Annotated in this window: 20 protein-coding genes and 1 pseudogene; 18 read left to right on the forward strand and 3 right to left on the reverse strand. The window is 71.9% G+C overall.

The features are described 5' to 3' along the window. Positions 1-144: 144 nt before the first annotated feature. Positions 145-1,002, forward strand: coding sequence for a cysteate racemase (gene cuyB, locus ACQB60_RS18800; RefSeq protein WP_496927157.1), 858 nt, complete (start codon positions 145-147; stop codon positions 1,000-1,002). 8 nt (positions 1,003-1,010) lie between these two features. Further along, positions 1,011-2,681: a PucR family transcriptional regulator gene (locus ACQB60_RS18805; protein ID WP_496927158.1), complete on the forward strand. Its 1,671-nt coding sequence runs from the start codon at positions 1,011-1,013 to the stop codon at positions 2,679-2,681. A gap of 31 nt (positions 2,682-2,712) precedes the next feature. Here ACQB60_RS18805 and ACQB60_RS18810 read toward each other — a convergent pair whose 3' ends face one another. Beyond that, positions 2,713-3,300: an isochorismatase family protein gene (locus ACQB60_RS18810; protein ID WP_496927159.1), complete on the reverse strand. Its 588-nt coding sequence runs from the start codon at positions 3,298-3,300 to the stop codon at positions 2,713-2,715. A 314-nt stretch (positions 3,301-3,614) separates the two neighbouring features. Here ACQB60_RS18810 and ACQB60_RS18815 point away from each other — a divergent pair, with 314 nt between their 5' ends. The 7 genes from ACQB60_RS18815 (at position 3,615) to ACQB60_RS18845 (ending at position 13,126) form a co-directional block, all read left to right on the forward strand. Beyond that, positions 3,615-4,955, forward strand: coding sequence for a serine hydrolase domain-containing protein (locus ACQB60_RS18815; protein WP_496927537.1), 1,341 nt, complete (start codon positions 3,615-3,617; stop codon positions 4,953-4,955). 25 nt (positions 4,956-4,980) lie between these two features. After that, positions 4,981-6,894 carry a serine hydrolase gene (locus ACQB60_RS18820; RefSeq protein WP_496927160.1) on the forward strand — a complete coding sequence of 638 codons (1,914 nt, stop codon included), beginning with the start codon at positions 4,981-4,983 and terminating at the stop codon, positions 6,892-6,894. Positions 6,895-7,172: 278 nt separating this feature from the next. After that, complete coding sequence (locus tag ACQB60_RS18825; protein ID WP_496927161.1) at positions 7,173-8,747, forward strand: ABC transporter substrate-binding protein; 1,575 nt, start codon at positions 7,173-7,175, stop codon at positions 8,745-8,747. Further along, positions 8,744-9,748: an ABC transporter permease gene (locus tag ACQB60_RS18830; RefSeq protein WP_496927162.1), complete on the forward strand. Its 1,005-nt coding sequence runs from the start codon at positions 8,744-8,746 to the stop codon at positions 9,746-9,748. The genes ACQB60_RS18825 and ACQB60_RS18830 overlap by 4 nt, the downstream gene beginning before the upstream one ends. After that, positions 9,748-11,562, forward strand: a complete 1,815-nt coding sequence (locus tag ACQB60_RS18835; RefSeq protein ID WP_496927163.1) for a dipeptide/oligopeptide/nickel ABC transporter permease/ATP-binding protein — start codon at positions 9,748-9,750, stop codon at positions 11,560-11,562. The genes ACQB60_RS18830 and ACQB60_RS18835 overlap by 1 nt, the downstream gene beginning before the upstream one ends. Then, positions 11,559-12,254: an ABC transporter ATP-binding protein gene (locus tag ACQB60_RS18840; protein ID WP_496927164.1), complete on the forward strand. Its 696-nt coding sequence runs from the start codon at positions 11,559-11,561 to the stop codon at positions 12,252-12,254. Before ACQB60_RS18835 ends, ACQB60_RS18840 begins: the two co-directional genes overlap by 4 nt. Before the next feature lie 80 nt (positions 12,255-12,334). After that, entirely contained in the window at positions 12,335-13,126 is a 792-nt protein-coding gene (locus ACQB60_RS18845; RefSeq protein WP_496927165.1) for an alpha/beta hydrolase fold domain-containing protein, read from the forward strand. Positions 13,127-13,182: 56 nt separating this feature from the next. Here the strand turns inward: ACQB60_RS18845 and ACQB60_RS18850 are convergent, their stop codons facing one another. Beyond that, a complete protein-coding gene (locus tag ACQB60_RS18850) occupies positions 13,183-14,127 on the reverse strand; it encodes an NADP-dependent oxidoreductase (protein WP_496927166.1) in 945 nt (314 codons plus the stop codon). Between the two features lie 246 nt (positions 14,128-14,373). Between ACQB60_RS18850 and ACQB60_RS18855 the strand changes: the two are divergent. Further along, positions 14,374-16,178 (forward strand): annotated as a pseudogene (locus ACQB60_RS18855) (ATP-dependent Clp protease ATP-binding subunit). 643 nt (positions 16,179-16,821) lie between these two features. Next, a complete protein-coding gene (locus ACQB60_RS18860) occupies positions 16,822-17,580 on the forward strand; it encodes a hypothetical protein (RefSeq protein ID WP_496927167.1) in 759 nt (252 codons plus the stop codon). Positions 17,581-17,634: 54 nt separating this feature from the next. Here the strand turns inward: ACQB60_RS18860 and ACQB60_RS18865 are convergent, their stop codons facing one another. Then, positions 17,635-18,288, reverse strand: coding sequence for an HD domain-containing protein (locus ACQB60_RS18865; RefSeq protein WP_496927168.1), 654 nt, complete (start codon positions 18,286-18,288; stop codon positions 17,635-17,637). 228 nt (positions 18,289-18,516) lie between these two features. Here ACQB60_RS18865 and ACQB60_RS18870 point away from each other — a divergent pair, with 228 nt between their 5' ends. The 7 genes from ACQB60_RS18870 (at position 18,517) to ACQB60_RS18900 (ending at position 26,280) form a co-directional block, all read left to right on the forward strand. Next, positions 18,517-19,989, forward strand: a complete 1,473-nt coding sequence (locus tag ACQB60_RS18870) for an aminotransferase class I/II-fold pyridoxal phosphate-dependent enzyme (RefSeq protein ID WP_496927169.1) — start codon at positions 18,517-18,519, stop codon at positions 19,987-19,989. Between the two features lie 248 nt (positions 19,990-20,237). Beyond that, entirely contained in the window at positions 20,238-20,846 is a 609-nt protein-coding gene (locus ACQB60_RS18875; RefSeq protein WP_496927170.1) for an ANTAR domain-containing protein, read from the forward strand. 289 nt (positions 20,847-21,135) lie between these two features. Beyond that, on the forward strand, positions 21,136-21,843 hold the full coding sequence (locus tag ACQB60_RS18880; protein WP_496927171.1) for a GAF and ANTAR domain-containing protein: 708 nt from the start codon (positions 21,136-21,138) through the stop codon (positions 21,841-21,843). A gap of 44 nt (positions 21,844-21,887) precedes the next feature. Beyond that, on the forward strand, positions 21,888-22,100 hold the full coding sequence (locus ACQB60_RS18885; RefSeq protein WP_496927172.1) for a hypothetical protein: 213 nt from the start codon (positions 21,888-21,890) through the stop codon (positions 22,098-22,100). Between the two features lie 585 nt (positions 22,101-22,685). Next, entirely contained in the window at positions 22,686-24,689 is a 2,004-nt protein-coding gene (locus ACQB60_RS18890; RefSeq protein WP_496927173.1) for a PIG-L family deacetylase, read from the forward strand. Continuing rightward, a complete protein-coding gene (locus ACQB60_RS18895) occupies positions 24,686-25,756 on the forward strand; it encodes an acyltransferase family protein (RefSeq protein WP_496927174.1) in 1,071 nt (356 codons plus the stop codon). Before ACQB60_RS18890 ends, ACQB60_RS18895 begins: the two co-directional genes overlap by 4 nt. Before the next feature lie 152 nt (positions 25,757-25,908). Continuing rightward, positions 25,909-26,280, forward strand: coding sequence for a hypothetical protein (locus ACQB60_RS18900; protein ID WP_496927175.1), 372 nt, complete (start codon positions 25,909-25,911; stop codon positions 26,278-26,280). Positions 26,281-26,414 lie beyond the last annotated feature (134 nt).

The following is a 26,414-nucleotide window of genomic DNA, read 5'->3' on the forward strand; positions in this document are numbered from 1 at the left end:
TCTCGCCGTTGCCTGCCGCCCGGCCGGGGAAGCCGTCCCAATGGCCGCCCCCGCTTTTGGAGTTGGCGACGAACCCGCGGTCCTGATGGCGCTGCAGGATCAGCGTGGACCGTCACCGATGCGGAAAGGCCGAATTCTGTGGAAGTGCGACGCGCGCGTCCGGCACTGGGCATACTTGGCGGGATGGGGCCGTTGGCCACGGCCGCCTTCTACCGCAGGCTCGTCGAGCGCACCCCCGCCGACGCCGACCAAGCGCATCTGCCGGTCCTCATGTGGGCCGATTCCGCCGTTCCCGACCGGACCGCCGCGCTGCTCGGCGAGGGGCCTTCACCGGTGCCGGAGCTGGTCGAGGGCGCCCGGTGGCTGCGACGTGCGGGCGCCACCTGCATCGCCGTTCCCTGCAATACGGCACACGCGTACCTGGAGCAGGTCGCGAGGGCGTCGGGGGCCGAGGTCCTGGACATGATCGATGCCGCACTGCGCCGGGCCGCTCGGACCGCGAGCGAGAGCGAGAACAGGCGACCCGGCGGGGGCGGGCCCGTCACGCGCGTGGGGGTGCTCGCGACCCGGGGCACACGGGCGGCACGGCTCTACGAGCGGGCGGGTGAGCGGCTCGGGCTCGATGTCGTCCAGCCGCCCGCCGATGTCCAGGAGGCATACGTGGATCCGGCGATCCGTGCGGTCAAGGCGGGCTTGCACGCGGTCGAGGCGGGACCCGGCGCGGCGGCGCCCGCGCGGTGGATCACCTCGGCCGCCGAGGCGCTCGAGGAGCAGGGGGCCGAGGTCGTCATCGCCGCCTGCACCGAGATCCCGCTGGTCGCCGGGGAAGCCGCCCGCGTGCTGCCGGTGGTCGACTCCACGGAGGCCCTCGTGGACCGGGCCCTCGACCGGCTGTGGCGCCCCTCACAGAGATCATTCGTTCCGGCGGACGAGAGCGGGTGCGTAATGTCGTCCATACGTACGAACGCCCAGCGGCGCACCCGCCCTAACCTGCGGAGATGATCAGGCACATGTCGACGCATCCTGCCCGAAGTCTGAGCCGGGTGCTCGAAGACCTGGGCCCCACGCTGCTCGACCTGCTCCACGGGGAACCGGGCGCGGTGGGAGAGCTCGGCGGCGTCGGGATCCATGACCCGCACGACGAGCAGCACTACCCCGAGCGGGCCATCGTCCTCGGGGTCGGCGTCCACGGGACGGACGAGGTCGTCCCACTCCTGGGCGAGCTCGGCGAGTTGGGTGCGGCGGCGCTCGTGGTCCGCGGACCCGTCGAGGGGCGCGCCGACCTCGCGGAAGCGGCCGCGCACAGCGGTGTCGCACTGCTGGCCCTCACACGCGGCGCCTCCTGGGCCCAGCTCGCGGCGATGCTGCGGACGCTGCTGTCCGAGGGGGACGTGGGCGAGGCGGGCGAGCAGACGCTCGGCGGGGTGCCGTCCGGGGACCTCTTCGCCCTGGCCAACGCCATCGCGACGCTGCTGGACGCACCGATCACCATCGAGGACCGCCGCTCCCGCATCCTGGCCTTCTCCGGCCGCCAGGACGAGGCCGACCCGCCCCGGGTGGCGAGCATCCTGGCCCGGCGCGTGCCCGAGCGCTATCTGCGCATCCACGAGGAACACGGCGTCTTCGAGAAGCTGTACCGGAGCGAGCTGCCCGTGCACATACCGCCGCCGACCCTGGGGGACGAGGTCGCCCTGCCACGGGTGGCGATCGCGGTACGGGCCGGGGGCGAGATCCTCGGCTCGGTGTGGGCGACCGTACGGCAGCCGCTCACCCTGGAACGCGAGGAGGCGTTCCAGGAGGCGGCCAAGCTCGTCGCCCTGCACATGCTGCGCCATCGCGCGGGCGCCGACGCGGAGAACCGGCTGCGCGCCGACCTGGTGACCACCGCGCTGGAGGGAGGTTCCGGCGCGGTCGAGGCGCTGGGGCGACTCGGGCTCGCCGACGAACCCCTGCTCGTGCTGGCGCTCGGCCTGGAGGCGGGCGCGGCCGTGGACCACGCGGAGGTCGCCGCGGAGCGCCAGCGGCTGACCAGCGCGCTGGCCGTCCACCTCACGGCCGTGCAGCCCCGCTCCGCGGTGGCGCTGCTCGGCGACGTGGCCTACGCCCTCGTGCCGGTGGCGGAGGACTCGGCCCTCGCGCGGGAGCGGGCGGTCCAGGTCGCCGCCAACTTCCTTGAGCGCACGGGCGAGCGGACCGGCGCGGTCATCGGGATCGGCTCGGTCGCCGCCGAACCCGCCGCGCTCGGCCGCTCACGGGCCAACGCCGACCGGGCGCTGCGCGTCCTGTTCCACGGCCTGCACGGCGTCCGTGACGTGCCGGTAGGAGCCGCACGGCGCGTCGCCGCGATCGGCGACGTCCACATCGACGCCCTGCTCCTCGAAATGCGGGACCTGGCCATCGCCAACCGGGACGAACTCTCCGGCCCCCTCGCCAAGTTGGCCGCGTACGACGCCCGGCACGGCGCCCGCCTCGTCGAGACGCTGCGGGCCTGGCTGGACGCGTTCGGCGACGTGATCGCCGCCTCCGCGAGCGTCTTCGTGCACCCCAACACCTTCCGCTACCGCATCCGCCGGGTGAGCGAGGTGGGCGGGCTCGACCTGGGGGATCCGGCCACACGGTTCGCCGCGATGCTGCAGCTGCGCCTGATGGGCGCGTACGACGGGAGCGGTCGGCGGGATTGAGTGCCGCCACGGATCGGGGGCCGGGCCCCGGTCACAGGCGTACGCCCGGCGGCACCGCCAGCTCGCCATGGCTGTCGTGGAAGGCGTCGGCCCGCTCGATGGTGCGGACCCAGTCGTAGAACAGCTCCTTCGCCGACAGGGTCTCGATGCCGCGCGCGGCCAGTCGGCGCAGGCCGCGCTCGTGTGCCGGGCCCGGCGAGTACGTGGCGTCGTCGACGACGGCGACCCGCTTGCCGGCGTGGTGCAGCTGGATCGCCGAGTGGGCGACGCAGATGTCCGTCTCGATGCCCACCAGGACCGTGGTGGAGCGGCCGGTGGCCTCGATGGCCGCGGCGATGTCGGGGTTGTCCCACACGGCGAACGCGTTCTTGGGCAGCGTCGTGGCCTTGGCGGGGAGCGCGCCGCGGATCCCGGGGACGGTGTGACCGCTGGCGTCGGGGTCCTCCTCCGTCACCACCACCGGGATCTCCAGACGGTCGGCCACGGCCGTGACCCAGGCGATGCGCCGCACCATGTCGTCGAAGCGCTGCCGGTCCACGTCGAGGCGGCGCGGGGGGTAGAAGTCGTCCTGCACATCGATGATCACGAGGGTGCAGTCGTCGCGGTCGAGCAGGGGCATCTTCGGGTCCTCGCAAGGCAGTCGGGGTGAGGGGATGGGGGGTGAGGTGAGCGCGGTGAGGCTGTCGTCGGGGTGCGGCCACCCTAGGAACGGCGAAGGGCCCTGAAGTCGTCTCCGGATCCAAGGCGTGCGCGGCTTCTTCGTACGCGCGGACCAAGTGGCGCGATCGTTCCCGTGCCAGGCTGTCGCCCCCACCTGCGGAGGGCTCCGGTGAGCCTTCTGCGGAGGCCCCGGTGGAGACCCCCGCGAAAGGACACCCGTGACGGCCGAACCCGCCCCCCCACCCCGACCACTGGAGCACGCGCCTTGCCGCCCTGGCCGCCGAGTCCGACGTGCCCGGCGCGAGCCTCGCCTTCTGCCACGACGGGCGGGTCCACCGCTTCGCCACGGGCGTCCTGAACACCGCGACCGGCGCCGCCGTGCACACCGACTCGCTGTTCCAGATCGGCTCGGTCACCAAGGTCTGGACGGCCACCCAGCTGATGCTCCTGGTCGAGCAGGGACGTCTCGCCCTGGATGCCCGAGTCGTCGACGTCCTGCCCGGCTTCACGGTCCGCGACCCCGATGCGGGCGCGCGCATCACGGTGCGCCACCTGCTGACACACACCTCCGGCGTCGACGGGGACCTGTTCCTGGACACCGGACGCGGCGACGACTGCCTGGAGCGCTATGTCGCGGCGTGCGCGGACCTGGAGCAGACGTTCCCCGTCGGGGACTCCCACTCGTACTGCAACTCCGGCTTCGTCGTCGCCGGGCGCCTCGTCGAGCACGTGACGGGGCAGGTGTGGGACCGGGCGCTGCGGGAGCAGATCTGCGAGCCGCTCGGCCTGGCCCACACCTGGACGCTGCCGGAGGACGTGCTGCGGTTCGGTGCCGCCATGGGGCACACCGACAGCGGTGAGGTGGCTCCGGCCTGGGGGCTGCCGCGCTCCGTCGGCCCGGCCGGGCTCATCTGCGCGAGCGCCGCCGACGTGGTGGCCTTCGGCCGCGCCCACCTCACCCCCGGCGCACTGCTGGCCGACCCGGCCGTGATGTGGCGGCCGCAGGTGGACCTGCCCAACCCCCATGACGGCGGCCGCCAGTGGGGGATCGGCTGGTGCCTGGACGAGTGGGACGGGCAGCAGGTGCTCTCACACACCGGCGACACCATCGGCCAGCACGCCGCGCTGTGGGTGCTGCCCGACACGGGTGCCGGCTCCGGCACGGGTACCGGCTCCGACACGGGTGCCGCCTCCGGCGCAGGCACCGTCATCGCCGTCCTCACCAACGGCGGGCGCAGCGCCGAGTTCCAGCACCGGCTGGTCGGCGAACTCCTCGCGGAACTGCACCAGGTGGTGGTTCCCGCGCCGATCGCCCCGCCGCAGCGGCCGGTCGCCGTGGAGGTCGCCCCCTTCACCGGCGTCTACGAACGCGCGGGCAGCCGCATCCACGTCACCGCCCACGACGGGCGGCTGCGCATGCGCACCGAACCCACCGGCATCCTCGCCGGCCTGGCCCGCGCCCGCACCCTGGACCTCACCCCCGTCGACGCGACGACCTTCGTCGGCCGCGACGAGGGCGAATCGCTCTGGAACGCCGTGGTGTTCGAGCGCCGGGCGCAGGGCGGCGCCGCCTATCTGCACTACAGCGGCCGTGCCACCCCCAAGGCCAACTGAGCAGCGCAAGAACGGAGTTGTCCCGATGGAATCCGCATCCGCATCCGACGAAGCCGCATCCGACGCGCATGCCGCTCTTCAGACGATCTTCGAGGACGCGGGCGTGCACGGTTTCCTGCACGCCCGTGATCTCGACACCGGTGCCGAAGTCGCCTTCCGCGCCGACGACCCGGTGATCGTCGCCTCGATCCGCAAGATCCCCGTCGCCGTGGCCTACGCCCGCCGGGCGGCGGCCGGACTGCTGGACCGCGCGGCCCGCCACACCCTCACCGCCGAGAACCGCGAAGGGGGCGGCATCGGCACCGACAGCTGCCTCCACGACGTCACGATGAGCACCCGCGACCTGGCGTTCTTCATGCTGTCGATGAGCGACAACGCCGCCACCGACAAGCTCATGGAGATCCTGGGCACCGATCATGTGCGGTCCGTGGCAAGCGAGTTGGGCTGCCCCCGCATCCCCGTGGGCCGCTACCGCGAGCTGTGGGATCCGGTCTGGGCGGAACTCGGCCTCGACCCGGCCGCCGCCGACTTCGAGGCCCGGCTCGGCGCGATCGGCGACGACCGCATACGGAGCCTGGCCCTGCTCGACCCCGCACGGTCCGGCTCCAGCACGCCGCGCGAGATCACCTCCCTCCTCGCCGCCCTCTGGCAGGACCGCGCCGGACCCGCCGAAGCATGCGCGGAAGTACGGGAGTTGCTGGGGCAGCAGCTGTCCCAGCACCGCCTCGTCGCGGGCTTCGGCGCCGACGTGCGCATCGCCGCCAAGAACGGCTCCCTGTGGGGAATCCTCAACGAGGCCGCCGTCATCGAATACCCCGACCGGGGCCGCTACGCGGTCGCCGTGTTCCTGCGCACCCCCGCCCTCGGCGGCCGCGACCCGGCCGCCGACGACGCCCTCGCCCGCGCCGCCCGCACCGCCGTGGACCACCTGCGCCACCAGGCCCGGCCCACGCCCCCGTACGAGACGAGGCCCGGCCTCCCGTACGAGCTGAAGAGGCCCCAACCGGGCGGAACAGCCCCCGACATGGCGCGCGAGGCGCCCGGCGCCGACCTCCACACCACGCTCGACGCCCTCTTCGAAAGGGCCGGGGTCGAGGGCTCCGTCCATGTCCGCGAGCTCGACGGCGGCGCCGAGTTCGGGTACGGCGCCGACGAACGCGTCGTTCTCGCCTCCGTGTTCAAGGTCCCCATCGCCCTGGAGTACGCCCGCCAGGCGGCCGCCGGACACCTCGACCCCGCAGCCCGGCACACGGTGACGGCCGCCTACCGCTCCGGCGGCAGTGCATCCGACGGCTGCCGTCACGACGTCGAGATGAGCGCCCGCGACCTCGCCTTCCTGATGATGACCATCAGTGACAACGCGGCCACCGACCTCCTCCTCGACGTCGTCGGCCTCGACCGGGTCCGCGCCCTGCTCGACGAGCTGGGGCACAAGGACTTCGGAGTGTCGTCCTGCGCGGCGCTCGACGACGGCATCCGCCGCGAGCTCGCCCTCGACCCGGCCCGCCCGATCGACGACCAGCTCGACGGCATCCCCGCCCGCCGGCTGCTCGCGCTCGGCGTGAACGACCCCGAGCGCGGCCCCGCCGCCACCCCGCGCGCGGTCACCGCCCTGCTCGCGGCCATCTGGCGCGACGAAGCCGGGCCCGCTTCGGCCTGTGCCGAGGTCCGCGCCCTCATGCGCCGACAGGTGTGGCAGCACCGGCTGTCGTCCGGGTTCCCCGACGGCGTGCGCATCGCGGGCAAGACCGGCACGGACTTCGCCGTCCGCAACGAATGCGGGGTGGTCGAGTACGCCGATGGGGCGCGGTACGCCGTCGGCGTCTTTCTGCGCACCGGCTCACCGGCGACCCGGCAGCCGCTCGCCGACCGGGTGATCGGGCAGGCGGCCAGGGCCGCCGTCGACCGTCTGCGTGCCCGGAGCCGTGCCCGCACCTGATCTGGTCCGCTCCAACTGCTGCTCCCACGCCCCCGGTTCGCCGCCGCAGCGGACCGGGGGCGTACACGTCCGGCCTGCCGTGCGCGCGGACCGCACGTCGGCCTGCGTGAATCGGACGGCGGTCCGAATTCCGCCCCCGCACTTCGTGTCCCCGGCTGAATCAATTCCGGCCAGGACTCGCCAGGGTGAGGCCACCCTCCCGAGGCCCCCGCCTCACGGCCCCCAATGCCCCCCCCGGACCCCCAAAGCCCCTTAGGACCCTCTCTCATGGAGCCCGCATGAAGAAAGCGAAAGCGATGGCCGCCTGTCTCGCGGTGTCGCTGCTGGCGGCCGGCTGCGCCACCGGCCACGCCGGAGCGCGCGGCGGCGACACGTTCAGCTACGCCATCAAGAGCGACCCCGGCCTGCTGGATCCCGCCCAGGTGCAGAACACCACCACCTACACGGCCCTTTCGCTGGCCTACGACAGCCTGGTGAACATCGACGCCGACGGCCGCGTGGTCTCCGGGCTCGCCACCCGGTGGAAGGTCGCCCCCTCGTCGGTCACCTTCACCCTGCGGCGCGACGCCACCTGTGCCGACGGCAGTCCGGTCACGGCGCGCACCGTCGCCGCCAACGTCGCCCACCTCACCGCTCCGGCCACCAAGTCACCCGCGCTCGGCGTCCTCGTGCCGCAGGGGCTGAGCGCCAAGGCCGACGACGCGGCGGGCACCGTGACCCTGTCCACGCCCAGGCCGTTCGCGTTCATCCTGCAGAGCACCCGCTATCTGTTCATCGTCTGCGGGTCCGGGCTCAAGGACCGCTCGTGGCTGCGGCACGCCACCTCCGGGTCCGGCCCCTACCGGCTCACCTCCGCGCGGCCGGGGCAGAGTTACACCTTCGCCCGCCGCAAGGGCTACACCTGGGGGCCCGCCGGGGCAGGGACGGGCCCGGACGCGCCCGGTGCGGTCGTCCTCAAGGTCGTGGGCAGCGAGGCGACGGCCGCCAATCTGCTGCTGTCCCATCAGCTCAACGGCGCCCAGTTCGCCGGACCGGACCGCGCCCGCGTGACCAGCGTCCCCGGCCTCACCACCACCGTCGCCGCGAACGGCACCCACGAGTTCTTCTTCCACCAGGGCGCCGGTCACCCCGGCCACGACCCGGCCGTCCGCGCGGCGCTGCTGCGGGCCGTGAACCTCACCGATCTCGGGGCCGTCGCCACCGGCGGCACCGGGCGCCGCCCCGTCGGCCTGGTGATGCGGCCCCGGCCCTGCCCGCAGGACACGGTCACCGGCCACACGCCCGCCTTCGACCCGGAGGCCGCCAACAAGGCGCTGGACAGGGCCGGTTGGCGGCGTGGCGGTGACGGGGTCCGCCGCAAGGACGGCACGCGGCTGGTCCTGCGCATGATTTACCCGACGTCCGGCGGCGAGACCATGGCGGCCGCCGCCGAATACCTGGCCCAGGCGTGGCAGGACGTGGGCGCCGAGGTGCGGCTGCGCGCCCTCTCCGACGCCGCCTACAGCGAGGTCGAGACCACCACGCAGGACTGGGACGTGGACTGGGCTCCGCTCGGCGTCACGCTCCCCACCCAGCTCACCGGCATGCTGTCCGGGCCCTTCACCCCCGACGGCGGCAACTTCGCGCACCTGACCAACAAGACGTACGAGGACGCGACCGCCGCCGCGAGCAAGCGGCCCGGCGCCGGCGGCTGCACCGGCTGGGCCCGCGCCGAGAGCGCCCTGATCGACAGCGGCGACCTCGTCCCCGTGGTCGACAAGACGCTGGCCACCGCCTCCCACGACGCCACCTTCCGCATCACCGCCGGACTCTTCGACGCGACGTCGATCCGCATGACGGGAGACGCCACGTGACCACCCGCACCCGCGCCCTGGCCCCCGCCCGCCGAGTGCCCCTGCTCCTCGTGGTCCGGCACCTCCTGCGCCTGGCCGTCTCCCTGGCCGTCCTCGTCGTCGCCTCCTTCGCGATGATCCATCTGATCCCGGGCGACCCGCTGCGGCAGATGCTCGGCCCCACCGCGCCCAAGGAACTCGTCGACCAGCGGCGCGCCGCGCTCGGGCTCGACGACCCGCTGCCCGCCCAATTCGGCCACTACGTGAGCCAGTTGGTCCACGGCGACCTGGGCACCTCGTTCTTCTCGTCCCAGCCGGTCGGCGACATCATCGCCCAGGGCCTGCCGCACACCCTCTCCCTCGCGGTGCTCGCCACCCTCGCCGCCCTGCTCGTGGCGGTCCCCCTGGGCATGTGGGGCGCCGTACGCACCCACCGCGGGCGGCGGCCCGCCACCGAGACCGCGTTCACCGCCCTCACCGGCATGGCCGTCGCCGTCCCCGAATACCTCTACGGACTCGGCCTGTTGCTCGCCTTCGCCCTCGGCCTGGGACTGCTGCCACCCGCCGGGCTGACCGGCCCCGCCTCCTACGTACTGCCCGTCACCGCCCTGGCCATCGCCCCCGCCGCGATGATCGCCCGCCTCGCCCGGGTGGAGACCCTGCGCGAACTCGACGCCGACTACATGCGCCTGGCCCACGCCAAACGGCTCCCGCCGCTGCGCCTGTACGCGCGGCACCTGCTGCCCAACACCCTCACCGCCACCCTGACCATGGGCGGCCTGCTCCTCGGCGGGCTGATCACCGGCAGCGTCCTGGTCGAGAACGTCTTCGCCTGGCCGGGGCTCGGCCAGCGCACCGTCGAGGCGATCACGCAGAAGGACTATCCCGTGGCCCAGGCCATGATCCTCGTGTACGGGGCGCTGGTCCTCGTCGTGAACTTCCTCGTCGACCTCGCCCTGGGCGCCCTCGACCCCAGGTCCGCGCTGTCCTCCTCGTCCGCCGCCGCCCACCGGGAGGGCTGATGCGCCGCCTCGTCAAAGACCCCGTCAGCCTGCTGGCCGCCGTACTCGTCGCCGTCCTGGTGGTGCTCGCCGTCGCCGGGCCGCCGCTGTTCGGCGACCGGGCCGCGGCCATCCATCCCGACCGGATCAACCAAGGAGCGGGCGCCGCCCACCTGTTGGGCACCGACGCCCTCGGCCGCGACCTGCTGGCCCGCACCCTCGTCGCCACCCGCCTCACCCTGGGCCTGGCGCTCCTGGCCACCCTGATCGGCACCGTCGGCGGGGTCCTGCTCGGTGCGCTGCCCGCGCTCCTGCCCCGGTGGGCGGGGCGCCTGGTCACCGCCGCCGTGGACCTCCTCGTCGCCTTCCCGGCGCTGCTCCTTGCCATGTTCACCGCCGTCGTCACCGGCCTGGGCGCCCGGGGCGCCGTGCTGGGCATCGGCGTGGCCCTGGCCCCCGCGTTCGCCCGCCTCACCCACACCCTGACCGCGACCGTGGCCGGAGCCGACTACATCGCCGCCGCCCGCATGCTGGGGGTCGCGCGGCGCCGCGTCCTGACCCGGCACGTGCTGCCCAACATCGCCGAGCCGCTCATCCTCAACACCGCCCAGGCCATGGGAAGTTCACTGCTCGGCCTGTCCGCCATGTCATTCCTCGGCATGGGCGTCCAGGCACCCTCGTACGACTGGGGGCGGCTGCTGAACGAGGCGTTCGGGCACGTCTACGTCACCCCGGCCGTCGTCGTCGCCCCCGCGCTCGCCGTGGCCCTGGCCGGGCTCGGCTTCATGCTGCTCGGCGACACCTTCGCCAAGGCCGCCGTCGGCACCCGCGCACCGGCAGGCGCCCCCGTGACCCCGGCGGTGCCGCCCGCCCAGGACGTCCCCGACCCCCGGGCCGTCCTCGAGGTGCGCGACCTCACCGTCGCCTTCCCGGGCGGGATCACCCCCGTACGCGAGGTGTCCCTGTCCGTGCGCGCCGGTGACATCGTCGGCCTGGTGGGGGAGTCGGGCAGCGGCAAGAGCATGACCGCCGCCGCCATCGGCCAGCTCGTGCCCCACCCCGGGCTCGCCGCCGCGGCGCGCCTGTCCCTGTGCGGCACCGACCTGGACTCCCTCGCCCCCGCCGAGCGCCGCCGCCTGCTCGGCACCTCGCTCGCCATGGTCTTCCAGGACCCCACGGCCTCCCTCAACCCGGCCCTGCGCGTCGGCGGCCAGCTCACCGAGGTCGCCACCCTGCACGACGGCGCCACCCCGGCCGAGGCCCGCGCCCGCGCCCTGCGACGCCTGGCGGACGTCCGCATCAAGCAGCCCGCCCACGTGGTGCGCCAGCACCCGCACGAACTCTCCGGCGGCATGCGCCAGCGCGCCGTCATCGCCATGGGACTCATGGGAAACCCGCGCCTCATCATCGCCGACGAACCCACCACCGCCCTCGACGTGACCGTCCAGCGCGAGGTCCTGCGCGTCCTGCGCGACGTCGTCGACGACACCCGCGCCGGCGCCCTGTTCATCTCCCACGACATCGCCGTCGTCAGCGAACTGTGCGACCGCGTCGCCGTCATGTACGCGGGCCGCGTCGTCGAGGAACTGCCCGCCGCCGCCCTGCGCACGGCCCGCCACCCCTACACCCGGGCCCTGATCGGCTCCCTGCCCGACATGGACACCGACCGGTCACTGCCCCTGACCACCATCCCCGGACGCCAGCCCGCGCCCGCCGACATCGGCGACGGCTGCCCGTTCGCCGCCCGCTGCGCCTCGGCCGGCCCCCGCTGCGCGACCGCGCCCGCCCTCACCGCCCGCGCCGCCGGGCACTACGTCGCCTGCTGGGAGGCATGATGCGCATCAGTGAACTCACCGTGCGCTACGGCCCGTTCACCGCCGTGGACGCCGTGACCCTCGACATCCCGCCCGGCACGGCCACCGGCCTGGTGGGGGAGTCGGGCTCGGGCAAGTCAACCCTGGCCCGCGCGGTGGCGGGCCTGACCCCCTGCACCGGCGCCGTCACCGGCGTCGCCCGCGGCCGCGTCCAAATGATCTTTCAGGACCCCTACTCCTCTCTCAACCCGCGCATGCGCATCGGCGACGCGATCGCGGAGGGTTCCCGTATGCCGCGCAGGCAACAGCAGGCGGAAGTGGCGCGCCTGCTGGACCTCGTGTCCCTGCCGCCCGGCCACGCGCGCCGCTACCCGCGCGAACTCTCCGGCGGACAGCGCCAGCGCGTCGCCATCGCCCGCGCCCTGGCCGCCCGACCGGACCTGCTCATCGCCGACGAGATCACCTCCGCCCTCGACGTCTCCGTCCAGGGCGCGGTCCTCAACCTCATCCGCGAGCTGCGCACCGAACTCGGCCTGACGATGCTGTTCATCTCGCACAACCTGGCCGTGGTCCGCTACGTCTGCGACGCCATCGCGGTACTGCGCCACGGCCACCTGCTGGAGACCGGCCCCGTCGAGGAGGTGATCACGGCGCCCCAACACCCCTACACGCGGACCCTGCTCGACGCGGTGCCTTCCCTGTCCCGCACCTGAGCCGCCGCTCCCCCTCCCTGGCCCCGGCCAGGATGCCGGACCGCACGGTACGTGCCTGAATAGCCGTATGAAGGGTGCCGGTGACCGACCGACGGCAGGAGCGGGAGTACGTGGCCATGGCCGACGACGCCACTAGAGGCAGTACGGACACGGGGGCGCCCGTCCGCGTCTTCGGCGACGTGCCCGGCGCCCGCGGCTGGCTGGTGTGGGCCCACGGCGGCAGCTGGCGCTCCGGCTCGGTGGCGGAGTGGGCGGTGGCCCTCGACGACCTCGCCCGCACCGCTTCGGTGCGGGTCGTCGGCGTCGACTACCGCCTGGCCCCGCAGCACCCCTACCCGGCCGCCCTCCTCGACGTCCTCTCCGCCCTGGAGTGGGCGCAGGAGCGGGCAGGTCAGGGGGAGCCGGTCTCGGTCGGCGGGGACAGCGCCGGAGCCACCCTCGCCGCCTGCGCGGCCGTCGTCCGCCGCGACCGCCAACAGCCCCTCGCCGCCCAGGCGTTGGCCTACCCGCCCCTCGACCCGCACTGCCGCGCCGCCTCGTACACGAACCCCGCCCTGCTGGGCCCCTCCCGCACGGAGCTGCTCGACGCCTGGCAGACCTACCGGGGCAGCGCCACGCCCGACCCCGCCCTGCCCCTGACCCCGTACGAGAAGACCGACCTGTCCCGGCTCGCGCCCGCCGTCGTCGCGGTGGGCCTGCTCGATCCGGTCCTCGACGACGTACGCGGCTACGCCCGCCGCCTCCTCGGCGCAGGCTGCGACGTCGACCTGCGCCAGCTGCCCGACACCGGCCACGGCGTCCTCCACACGGACGCGGAGCTGCGGGAGTGGCTGGGGGAGGCGCTCAAGGAGGCGACGGGGACGGGGCGTTGAGCAACGGAGGTGCGTCCGGGCGCGGCGGTCCGGGGCGTCGTGGAGGCCCGTCAGGGTCAGGTGAAGTCCAGCACCAACCGGCCCCGCAGCCCGCCGGCCTCCAGCAGGCGGTGGGCCTTGGGGGCCTCCTCGGCGGGCAGCACGTCGGCGACGTGCAGGGTCAAGCGGCCCTCCTCGGCCCGGCGGCTCAGTGCGCTCAGCCCCTCGGTGTCGGTGATGCCGTCCGTCACCATCACCGGGATCACGCCGATGCCGCGCTCGGCCGGGCCGGACCAGCCGCGCAGTTCGGCCAGCGTGCCGCCGTCGGCGAGGGCGGGCACGGTCTCGGTGGTCTGCATCGAGCCGTCCACGAGGCCGGGCACGCCGTCGGGCGCCAGCGCGCGCACGCGCTCGGCGACATCGGCGCCGCGCTCGACGACGTGGTCCGCGCCGAGTCCGCGCACGCGGTCGACGTCGTGCGGGGCGGCGTCCGCGATGACGGTCAGGCCGTCGGCCCTGGCCAGCTCGATCGCGTACCCGCCGACCGCTCCGGCCGCCCCGGTCACGGCCACGGTCGCGCCGGGCGGCAGGGCCAGCGCGTCCAGGGCGAGGCGCGCCGTCATGGCGTTCATCAGGAGGGTGGCGGCGGCCGGGAAGTCCACGCCCTCGGGCGCCGCGACCACCGAGGCGGCGGGCACCACGACCTGCTCGGCGTAGGCGCCGCCGTGCGGGCCGGTGAACAGCACCATGGCGATGACCCGTTGGCCCACGGCCAGCCGGTCGCCGGTGCCGGGCCCGAGCTGGTCGATCACGCCCGCGGCGTCCATCCCGGGCACGAACGGGGGCTCGCGGTCGGGCATGCGCACGGCGTGGCCGCCGGTCCGCAGCAGGACGTCGGTCGGATTCACGGCCGCCGCGTGCACACGGATGCGGACCTCGCCGGGGCCCGCCTGGGGTTCGGGCAGCTCCAGGACCCGCAGCGCTTCCGGACCGCCGAACTCATGAACACCGATTGCCTGCATGGTGCGGTGCAACCGGCTGGGCCGACGCCCCATTCCCCGGCCGCCGCGATCCGCAGTGACGCGAGGTGCCCCCGCCCCCGCCCCGGCCCCGAGCCGCCCGACCCGTCACCTGACCGGCCGAGCCGCCCCGGCGTCGTGTGCCGTTCCCGAGGACCGGTGCTCGACTGGGGAACGAACGCCCTGGGCCCCCGCCTGGGCTCGGCCCGGACCTCTCCGTCCCCGACGTCCCCTCCCAGGACGGCCCCCATGACCATGCCTTCCTTCGGTTCCTTCGGCACCTCGCCCGCCGCGTCGCCGCCCGCCGTGCAGCGCGTGCCGGTCGGGCAGCTGCTCACGGACTCGGCGCGCGAGCTGATCGAGCAGTCCACCCGCCGTGCCGTACGGGACGGCAGCAGCGATCTGGACACGGAACACCTGCTGTGGGCCGCCACCCAGGTCGACCCGGCCCGCTCCCTCCTGGCCCGCGCGGGAGCCGAACCGCACAAGCTCGCCGAGCTGCTCGACGACGTGCTCTCGGGTCTGGTGGCGGGGGCGCAGTACCGGGGGCAGTTCGAGGAGCGTCTGAAGAAGGTCGTCGACGAGGTGAAGGGTGAAGGGGGCCACGGAGTCGACCGTGCTCTTCATCGACGAGCTGCACACCGTCGTCGGCGCGGGCGCCGGCGGTGAAGGGGCGATGGACGCGGGCACCATGCTCAAACCCGCCCTGGCGCGGGCCGAGTTGCACGTCGTGGGCGCCACCACCATCGACGAGTACCGCAAGTACATCGAGAAGGACGCGGCCCTGGAGCGGCGCTTCCAGCCGGTGCTCATCCCCGAGCCGAGCGTCGAGGAGACCGTCGAGATCCTTCAGGGCCTGCGGGACTCGTACGAGGCGCATCACCAGGTCCGCAACAGCGACGACGCCCTCGTGGCCGCCGAGCTGTCCGACCGCTACGTCTCCGACCGCTTCCTCCCCGACAAGGCCATCGACCTCGTCGACCAGACCGGCGCCCGCGTACGGCTGCGCCCGCTCGGCAAGTCCACGGAAGCCGTCAGCCGCGAGGACCGGCTCGCCAAGCTGAACCGCGAGAAGGACGAGGCGGCGGCCGCCGAGGACTTCGAGAAGGCGTCCGGCCTGAAGCGGCAGATCGCCGAGGCGCAGGGCGAGCTGGCGGGCATCGAGGAGCGCCGCGAGGGCGTCATGGAGGTGACGGCGGCCGACATCGCCGAGGTGCTCTCCCGCCGTACCGGCACCCCCGTCAACCAACTCACCGCCAGCGACAAGGAGAAGCTCCTCAAGCTGGAGGAGGCGCTGCACGAGCGCGTGGTGGGACAGGACGAGGCGGTGCTCGCCATCGCGGAGGCGGTACGCCGCAACCGCGCGGGCATGGGCGACCCGAACCGGCCCGTCGGCTCCTTCCTCTTCCTCGGCCCGACGGGCGTCGGCAGGACCGAACTGGCCAAGGCGCTCGCGGAGTTGCTGTTCGGCGAGGAGAGCCGGATGGTCCGCTTCGACATGAGCGAGTTCCAGGAGAAGCACACCGTCTCGTGGGTGCCCCGCCCGGATACATCGGGCACGACGAGGCGGGGCAGCTGACCGAGAAGGTGCGCCGGCAGCCGTACAGCGTGCTGCTCTTCGACGAGATCGAGAAGGCGCACCCGTACGTCTTCAACACGCTGTGCAGGTCCTCGACGACGGGCGGCTCACCGCCTCCCAGGGCCGCACCGTCGACTTCCGCAACTGCGTGGTCATGATGACCTCGAACATCGGCGCCCAGCGGATCCTCGCTCACCAGGGTGACGTATCGGAGATCAAGGACGACCTCAAGCAGGACCTGCGGGGCTTCCTCAGCCCGGAGTTCCTCAAGCGCAGCGAACCCCGGGCGCGCGCCCAGGGCCTCAACCGCATCGCCTCCCTGCTCCTGAGCGGCGAGGCCGAACCGGGCGACACGATCGTCGCCGACGTCAAGGACGACGCCCCGGTGTGCTCGATCGGCGGGCCCGCGCCCTCGAAGGCGGCAGGCGGCGCGGACGACGGCAGCGCCCTCGGTGCCCCCGGGTCCGCAGGCTGACCCGACCACCTGACCTGACCTGACCTGACGTGCCGTGACCGAGTGGCACCGTCCCGCTCCGGAGCCCCGGAGCCCCGGAGCCCCGGGGCAGCGGGGACAGCGAGGGGAGTGGGGCCGGCGAGGAACGCGGCTCGGCGTGTTCGTGGGTGGCCTGCGCGAGGCGGTGGAGGGCTCGCCGTTCCGGTGCTCGCCGGGCTCCGCCCTGACCATGGGCACGATGGAGCTGGCCACGGGGTCGGTCGTCTCGGGCGCCAGCCGCCTGGTGTACTTCGGGCGCCAGCCGCCTGGTGTACGGGGTGAACGTGCTGGTGCTGCTCGGCTTCGGCACCAACTCCTCGGCGTCACCGCGCAATCTGCCCTGGCTGACCCTTGTCCTGCTGCTCGTCGAGACGGTGCACCAGCTCGGCAACCACCTGGGCAGCAGCCTCGGCGGCGCGCATCACTCCGGACGACGACGCGGCGCCCCCGCTCCCTCCGCCCCCCCGAAGAGGGCGCGAGGGCTTGAGAACCTCTCCAAATTTCTCCACTCAAATCGGAATTCCGCCCGGGGTCATTGCCCTTTCGGGCAATGGCGGCGTGCGCTCGACTGCCCCTAGCTTGGCCGGGGTTCAACGAAGAGCGAGACGGAAATGAGGAGACGTTCATGCCAGTCCCCCGTCGGGCGAGCGCGCCGATATGCGCCCTGGTGGCCGGTGCCGCGATCATCACGCCGATCGCTTTCAACGCACCTGCTCAGGCCGGCCCCAAGCAACCCGTGAAGGCTCGCTCTGCCGAGGCATCGGCTCAAGGAACCTCCACGGAATCGGCCAGGGCGGCCAAGAAGGGATTTCACTCGCGCAAGGGCGCGAAGAAGTGCGGGAGGGGCAAGACCGTCTGGATCGGGACTGAGGCATTCGGCAGGGCACGGGTGTCGTGGAAGCCCTCCGGCGGCAAACTGGTCTCCAGGCAGTGGCCCTACGATCCACGTGCGCTCCAGACGCGATACATCCCCACCTGGCGCAAGCATGTGAAATGGAAGGTGACTTCCACCATGGGGCCGATGGCGAACCCGAAGAAGCTTACGAAGGCGTTCGCCTACTGCAGCAAGACGGGATGGCGGGGAGGGCTCAAGTCGCAGAAGGTCAATCAGAGGAAGGCCGGCGTCAAGCGTTGCCCGGCGGGGAAGACGGTCATGATTACCTCTGGCGGGATCGGCAACATATGGCACAAGTTCAAGTCGACGCGACGCGGCTCGAAGGTGCACACCCAGAACTTCGGTGATTCTCAGGGATACATCGCCTCGGTACGCATGACGCCGACCGAAATGCGTTCGGTGAAGTGGGTCGTGCAGGCGCGGAACAACGAGAGGGTCAGGCCGGCAAGGACTGGACGCGTCGAAATCGACTGCATCAGCAAGTACTGAAGCAGGGCGTGACGGAGTCGTCAGCACCACTCCGCGGCTGATCTCTGAGGGTGCTCACTGAGGCGCGTCGCCGCGTCTGGACCAGCCGCGCTGTTCCCCCTCGTCGATGAGGCGCCGCCCGGCCTCCCACAGCGCGCCGGACGCATCTCCGATCACGGCCTTGCGCGCTCTCACGTCATCCGCCGTGACGCCTGGTGTCTGCCACGTACCGCCACGTGCCATCCAGTTGAGCAGGAGCGGCTGGAGGCGGTCCATCGCCTTGGCGAAACGGGCTTCGGCAGTGCCGCGCTCCTCGAATTCGTCCCACAGGGCCCTGATGCGCAGTGCCTGGTCGTGGGGGAGCAGCGCGAACAGTTCGTCGGCGGCGGCCAGTTCCCGGTCCCGCTGATCCGTCCCGGCGGCATCGTCGTAGAGCGGGGTGTCCCCCGCGTAGATCTCGATGAGGTCGTGGACGAGTACGAGCTGGACGGTGTGCCCCACGTCGATGGGCTCGTCGGAGTACTCGGACAGGAGCACCACCATCATGGCCAGATGCCAGGAGTGCTCCGCGTCGTTCTCGCGGCGCCGGACCGAGGCCAGCGGCGACTGACGCATGATCGACTTCAGCTGATCCACCTCGATGAGGAAGGTGAACTGCGCACGCAGCCTCTCGTCCAGGTCCTCAGGGAACGGCGTCTTGTCCGCCAGCAGGCGACGGTCACCAGTCATGGAGTCAATCGTGTCATGAGGCCCGTCTCAGACGCGGATCACGATCTTCCCTCGCGTGCGCCCGCGCTCGGCGTACGTGTGCCCTTCCGCGAACCTGGAGATGATGCGCAGGAACATGGGTGCGCGGTGTGTCGTACTGCTCGACGAGGTTGGTCGGGCTCGTGCCCCCGGCCCTGTGCGCCCAGGAAACCGGTGTGAACCGGGCAGGCGCAAGGTACCCGCTCGAGCATGGCCGTCGATCATGTCCAAGCCCCCGTACTCGAAGCCCTCGCCTCCTACCGAGGCCACCGCGAGCTCGGCTTCACGCCACCCGGCCACAAACAGGCCCGAGGCGCGGATCCCGCCGTACGGGCGGTGCTCGGTGACGCAGTGTTCCTCGGGGACGTCCTGGCTTCCGGCGGACTGGACGACAGGCGTACGCGGGGGCGGGTCCTGGAGCGGGCGGAGCGGCTGATGGCCGATGCCGTCCACGCTGAGCACACCTTCTTCTCGACGTGTGGAAGTTCCCTGTCGGTCAAGGCGGCCATGCTGGCGGTCGCTTGTCCCGGCCAGACCCTGCTGATCAGCCGTGACGCGCACAAGTCCGTGATCGCCGGCCTGGTGCTCGCGGGCGTCGAGCCGGTGTGGCTCGAACCGGCGTGGGACGAGCGACGGCACCTTGCGCACCCGCCGTCCGCCGAGACGGTGGCGAAGGGGTTCGCCGACCACCCCGAGGCGCGCGGCGCTCTGGTCACCAGCCCCACCCCGTACGGTGCCGCCGCCGACCTCACGGCGATGGCGGAGATCTGCCACCGTCACGGCCGCCCGCTCATCGTCGACGAGGCGTGGGGCGCGCACCTGCCCTTCCATCCCGAACTCCCCGCGTGGGCGATGGACGCGGGCGCGGACGTGTGTGTCACCAGCATCCACAAGATGGGCAGTGGCCTGGAACAGGGCTCGGTCTTCCACCTCCAAGGGGACCTGGTCGACCCGGCCGTTCTCGCCTCCCGGGCCGATCTGCTCGGCACCACCAGCCCGTCCGTACTGATCTACGCGGGCATCGACGGCTGGCGGCGCCAAATGGCCCTGCACGGGCGTGAGCTCTTGAGCGGTGCCCTCGAACTGGCCGCAGAGACACGGCAGATGATCGAGTCGGTCGATGGACTGCATGTCGAGGAGCGAGGCGACTTCTGTGGTCCAGGACGCGCGTACGACTTCGATCCGCTGCCCACGGTCATCGACGTGTCCGCGCTCGGCCTGACCGGCTATCGAGCGGCCGACTGGCTCCGCGACCAGCACCGCATGGACGCCCACCTGGCCGACCACCGCCGCATCAACACCCAACTCACGCACGCCGACGACCAGAAGACGACCGGTCAGCTCGTGACCGCTCTGCGTGACCTGTCCCGGCACGCCGCATCCCTGCGCCCGGCACCGCAGGTCGACGTGCCCGCACCCACCGAGCTGCGCCTGCCCCAGGAGTGCTCGCCGCGGGACGCGTACTTCGCCCCCGTCGAGGATGTCCCGCTCGCGCACGCCGCCGGGCGCGTGGCGGCGGAGATGCTCACGCCCTATCCGCCGGGCATCCCCGTGGCGCTGCCCGGGGAACGGCTCACGGACCCGGTCCTGGCCTACCTGCGTACCTGCGTCGCAGCGGGCATGAACGTGCCCGACGCCGCTGACCCCTCGCTGCACACCGTCAGGGTCGTCCAGGAGAGGTGACCACAGGCTTGACAGGGGGGCAGCCCTCGACAACCGCCCGTCCGCCCGTGAGGTGGACGCACCGAAACACCGGTGACCGCGCGTCACAACCCACGCACTCAACGAGCAGGCGGCCCCGACTCTTTGCTGGCCCTGAGCCCGATTGTGGAGACGTGTCGGCCGGGCATGTCCGGGCAGGCGAAAGAGAAGAAACCTGTCCAGTTCTCAAGCCCTCGACAAGGAAGTTCTGTTCACACAGTGGGGTCGACATGGCATCAGACTTGGCGACCGGTGTTCGCGGTGACGCGTTCGGACCTGCGGAAGAAGCAAAGGGGGACTCGTGGCGGGAGGAGGCCCTTCAACTGCGGAAGGCCATCGAGCGACGACCGGTCATCGACATGGCTCGTGGCGTGCTGATGGCGGTGTGGTCGTGTTCCCAGGACGAGGCGTGGAAGATCCTCGTGCAGGTGTCTCAGCACTCCAACACCAAGCTGTTCGAGGTGGCGACGGCGGTGACTGCGACGGTTCGGCAGCAAACCATGCCGGACGATCTGCGGAAGCACCTTTCGGCAGCGGTGCGTGACTCGCGCAGTCGACAGCGCCGTACGCCTCCTGGGGCGGACAGCGTCGCCTCCCGCGCCGAGTCGGCCCTCGATGGTGGCGGGCACAAGGGGAGGCGACCAGTGGCATCGCACGAAGAGGTCGTGGCCGAACGGGCACGGTCCAAGGAATTGGTGTGGAAAGCCCAGCAGTTGCGGCAGCGGTGTCGCTGTTTGGCGGACACGCACCACGCGCTGAAGCGCCAATGCCGCCACATGGCGGCTCTGGACCCCACACCCACATCGATGGGCCCCTCCAGGAGCGGGACCTCAGGCTAGAACTCCCCCGGCATGGCCACTGGTTCCTCGCCGGGCGGGTGTGTGCGGTCGCTCCACGGGGACTCGCGCGGTGGCGGCCGGGCCGGACGGTCGACGTTGGTGAAGGGAGCCGCGCCATGGGACACAAGGGCAACGTCAATGTCGAACTCACCACCGACCACCACGTCACCGGCCGGGGAGGAGCAGCGCCAGGCACCCCGGACCGGCTTTGGCCTCAGGGGAGTTGATCGGTCGCGACGGGCCTGCTGCGTCCACGTCTTTGATGCCAGGCCGAGAGAGCCGAGAGCTGATGGACGATCACCTCGCTGCCGCCCGCGCCGTGACCCGAGCCGCCGCCGAAGGGGATGCCCTGCATCTGCCGCAACGGCTGTGCCGGACACTGGAGATGAGTCTCGGCATGGACGCGGTCAGCCTGTCACTGCTGACCGACACGCCCGCGCGACAGCTGCTGGGTGTCTCCAATGGCATCGCTCTGCGGCTGGAGGAGGTTCAGTTCACCATGGCCGAGGGGCCGTGCGTCACAGCAGCCTCCTCCGGGCGTCCCGCCTTCGCCGACGACCTGCACCGACAGCTGACGGACTGGCCGCTGTTCGGCGCGGCGGTGTGCGACCAACTACCCGAGATTGGCGCCGTGTTCGCCTTCCCGCTTCGGTTCGCGGGAAGCACACTGGGCGCGGCGGACCTGGTGCGCCTTGAGGCAGGGCCGATGGGTGATCACGCGTGCATCCAAGCCGCACATGCGACGGACGCGGCCGCCGACGCGCTGAGGGACGATCTGAAGCTTCTCCTGCTGGGCGGAGAGTTGCCCCCCTGGCAGCCGACCGAGGTGCTTGAGTCTCACTGGGCCACCACCCACCGGGCGATCGGCATGCTGGCCGCGCGCCTGCGCATCGATCCGGGCGAGGCTCTGGCCCGGATGCGTGCCAAGGCGTTCGCAACCGGTGCCAGCCTGGCACAGATCGCCGCACGCCTGCTGGCCCAGCCCCCTGACGGCTGACCTGAACCGGGCACCGGACTGCTCACGCGTCCCAGAACGTACGCATGGCGCGGCTCCAGACACGATCAAGCCGTCTCGAAGGTTTCGGCTCCGGCTCAGATCTTGCCGACCGCCTCGGACCGGAGCGGAGCTGTGCCGTCGTCGATACCGAACTCGACGTCATCGCCGACTGGTTGGCCGTCACCACATTCCTCGTCCCGCGCGGCGGCGAGGACGCACACATTCCTTGGGGCGACTTTCTCGGCGCAAACCCTTGAAGGAGGCTTGAGGTAAGCAGAGCGCCTTCCGAGCGACCCTCCAGGAACGCCACAGAGCACAGCAGGAGAAAGCTTGCCATCGGTCTGTGGAATGTTCGCCGCTCGAGGGTCGCCGACAACTCCTTGATCGGAGAGCTGCCGAGGGGCCGACGACTCAGGTGCGTCTTCACCTCTCCGCACCGGCGATCAGCGACAGCTGTGGCGCAGAGTCCGGGCAGGCATGGTGTCACGAGGTTCGTGTGACGACGGTCACGGAGAACAACCTGGAGTGCCAGAGGGTCATCTTTCCCCATGATCAAGCGGCTCAAGGCCGGAGCCCGTGACCGAGTGGCCGACACTTCAGAAAAGGCGCACCATCCCATGCCTGCCAAGGAGCGCGGTTTCGCGCGATCCACCCGGCGAGACGTCCTCGCGGCCGCCATGCTGTGCGCCGTGACCCCCGTTGGCCTGATGTTCTGGGGGAGACGTGAAGCGGCGGCCCCGCCTCCGACGCACCTGCCGCCGGACATCAAGACGCCGACTCCCACGGGTTCTTGGGCGAGCGCCGGGGCGCCGCCGCGGACCAGGGAATCCATAGTGCAGATCGTGGCCCACCCCGACGACGACCTGTTCTTCATCAATCCGGAGGTCGGCCAGGCGCTGCGCAGCGGCCGCCCCGTGGCCACGGTCTACCTGACAGCCGGTGAGGCCAGCGGTGTCAACGGTGCCACCAGGGGAGCCCGTGGACGCTCACAGCCCGGCCACGACAAGAGCAAGTACGCCAAGGCGAGACAGAACGGCATTCGGGCCGCCTACGCGGAGATGGCCACCGGCAAGGCCACCCACCCGTGGCGGCGCAGCGTCATTCCCACGGTGGGCGGCGGGTACGCGGAGGTGGACACACTCCAGGGACACCCGCACATCCGCCTGGTGTGGACGCTGCTGCACGAGGCCGGGAGCATCACCCGCGAGCGCCCGCACAGCCTGCACGCGCTGTGGGAGGGCCGAGTCCGTACGCTCGGTTCGCAGCTGACCCATGGAGGTGCGGTCACCCACGCGTTCTCGTACACCCGAGAGCAGCTCGTCCAGACCTTGGTCGGCTTTCTGGAACGCTTCCTGCCGACCCAGGTCCGGATGCAGAACCCGACGCCCGGCCGGCTCGACCGCAACCTCAAGTGCGCCGATCACCAAGACCACCGCTACGGCGCCCGGTTCGTCCAAGAGGCACTCGCCCGCTACGCCGCTTTCGGTCCGCGCCCGCACTTCACCGTGCAGACCTACCTCGGATACTTCAACGGGGGCCTGCCCCCGGCCCTGGACTCGGCCACCGGTGTGTCCAAGGCCCGCACCCTGGAGACGTACTCCTGGAGCGACGCACCACGCAACTCCTGCAACGACCCGGCGGGGTGCGGCGACCTCAAGGCCGCCGCGCGACCGAAACGCCGGTGGACGCACAGCATCCACCACGCCGGTGACGTCGGCACCGACTGGCTGCTGGCCGACGGGAAAGACGGCCTCTGGGCCTTCGCCGTGCTCGACGGGCGCATCGCGCGGTGGCACCGCCCGGGCGGCAGCCGCGGGCGGGGGAGCACCAGGCGATGGAGGGGGCCCGCCTTCCTCACCGAAACCGGCATCGACGCAGGCATCCGACCCGTGCGGTTGCCCGACGGGCGGATCGCCGTTTTCGGTACGCGCACCCTCCTCGGCACCTGCCCCACCGACTACCGCAGAGAGGTGGGCTTCACCGTCCAGCAGGACCAGGACGGCTCGTTCGGGCCCTGGCGGTCGCTGGGCACGCCGGAGCTCTCCGACGACGTCGGTACGTCCGACATCGGCGCCCCCGCGGTGTCGGTGAGCGACGACGGCACGGTGGCGGTGTTCCTGCGCGACAGCCGCCACCAGCTGACCTCGCGCATCCGACTGCCAGACGGGACCTGGACCGCGTGGTGGGACCTGGGCGGCGCCGCGATCCACGGTGATCCGGCCGTCGCCACGGACAGCGCGGGCCGCACCTACGTGCTGGCCGCCACACCGCGCACCGTGCTGGCCTGGATCCAGGATCAGCCGGGCGCGTCCCTGCGCGGCCCGCTGGCCACCGGACTGCCGCCCACCACCTTGCCGTTGACCGTCCGGCAGGACGGCGACAGCGTCCACGTCTTCTTCCGCGAACCCGGTTCCGGGAACATACGGGCCGCCCGTCTCCAGGCAGATCGCCTCGCGCGAGCGTCACCCCACGGTTCTCGGGGCCCGCGCACACCGAGCCCCTCCGCCGAAGTCGGCGAGCTGGGCGGGAACGGGGGGTACGGCCCAGTGAGTGTCACCTACGCCGCAGGGGGAAACATTCTGCTCGCAGCCCGGTCCGCTACCGGAGACCTCGCCACGGCGTGGGGCACATCCACTCCCGCGAAGCATCGGCCGGGGTGGGACCGCACCGGCATCCCCCTTGCCGGAGCGCCCGCAAGCGCCCCATGGGGAACCGGCGGTCTCGCACTCACCATGCTCGGTCTCGACAGCCGCCTGTACTGGACCCACGCCACACACGAGAGAGCTCGATTCGCCCCATGGCAGCCGGCCGAGTCCCCGGGCTCTTCCAACGGTTCGAGGGCGTGAGGGATTTGCCGTACCCGGACACCCGCGACCCGTTCTTCGACAACGCGAAATTCCTGCTCATCGTGCTGGTAGCCCTCGGGCACTCCTGGGAGCAGATCATCGGCTCGGCCCATGGGCTACGAGCAGTCCACACCGTGGTGTACGCCTTCCACATGCCGGCGTTCGCCCTGCTCAGCGGCTACTTCTCGCAGCGCTTCGCCGCCCGCCCCCACCAGATGCGCCGGCTCACCGAGACGGTGGTGATCCCCTACCTCATCTTCGAAACGCTGTACGCGGCCATGTACAGCGCAGTGAAGGGCCACCCCTTCGCCATCACCCCCACCGAGCCCACCTACCTCTGCTGGTTCCTCGTCGCCCTCTTCCTCTGGCGCCTGACCACCCCCCTGTGGCAGGCGATCCGCTATCCCGTGGCCACGGCCGTGCTGATCTCGCTCATCGCCGGAATCACCACCATGAGCTACGACCTGGCGCTTCCGCGCGTGCTGATGTTCCTGCCCTGGTTCGTTCTCGGGCTGCGACTGAGCCCCCGGCACTTCGCGCTGCTGCGCACCCCGGCGGCCCGCCCCTGTGCCGTCGCGGTGCTGTTCCTGGCCGGTGCTGGGGCGTACCTGCTGGCTCCCGGCCCTGACGACCACTGGCTGTCCATGGACGTCAGCTACAGCGAACTCGGCGTGGGCTGGCAGCAGTACCTGGTCCTGCGCGTCGCCATCTTCGTGTCGAGCGCGGTACTGGTCGCCGCCTTCTTCGCCTGCGTACCCCGACGGCGTACGCCCTTCACCGCACTGGGCGCCGTCACCATGTACCCCTACCTCCTGCACGGCCTGCTGGTTCAGGCCGCCGGGGTCACCGGTCTCTACCCGTGGCTGCAAGCCCTCAGGATGCCGGGGCAGGTCGTCCTGTCCGCCGGCGTCGTCGTCATGGTGGTCGTGCTGTCGTCGGCGCCCGTGCGACGACTGGTCAGACCCCTCGTCGAACCGCGTCTGCCCTTCCTGTTCGCCTCGCGGTCGCCTGCTGAGGCTGATGCGGTGCGCCGGAGACCTGAGGGCGTGCCCCAAGGTCGCCGGTAGGTGCCGCCGTCGGTTCTGGTGTGTCCGGTTCCCGAGAGGCTGTTTCCGGGCCGTGACACAGCAACTACCGTCTGGGAATGGTGACTTGATGGTGCGGCCATCAGTCTGGATGTGGCAGGTCAGGCTCGCGCAGGTCACCACGGGGAGGCCCCATGTCAGAGCAGTACGCCATCGACGACGAATGCGGCGGCGGCTGGCGGGTCGAGGAGGTCGAAGGGGTCTGGATACGGCAGCGGTTCTCCGAGGAGCGGCTCAACTTCCTCCCGGCGGTCCTCTTCGACCGCCTCACCAACGAGGCCCGTGCCCTCCAGATGACGCTCCCGCAGTACCTGGCGTGGATCGTCGACAAGGCCGAGGGGGCCCTGGTCATGATGCGGGACGACCTGACGAGGCGGCAGGTGAGCAAGGACGATCCCGAGTACGAGCTCTTCGGGACCTGGATGGCCACGCGCGCCGTGGTGATGGAGCGCCAGGCCCTGACCGTGGTGCGAAAGGGGCAGGACCCTGTGTGGGTCGTGGAGTAGGACCTTTCCTCGTCCCGCGAACTCAGCAGCCCCGGGTCGGTAGGTCCAGGTGAGGAGAGCGATCTCCGTCGGGTGGGGGAGGCGGATACCTCCCGCGCCGGACGTGCCCGGGCCGGATGCTCCCCAAAGCTGGG

Source organism: Streptomyces odontotermitis (assembly GCF_050510915.1).
In the GTDB taxonomy this organism is placed as follows: domain Bacteria; phylum Actinomycetota; class Actinomycetes; order Streptomycetales; family Streptomycetaceae; genus Streptomyces.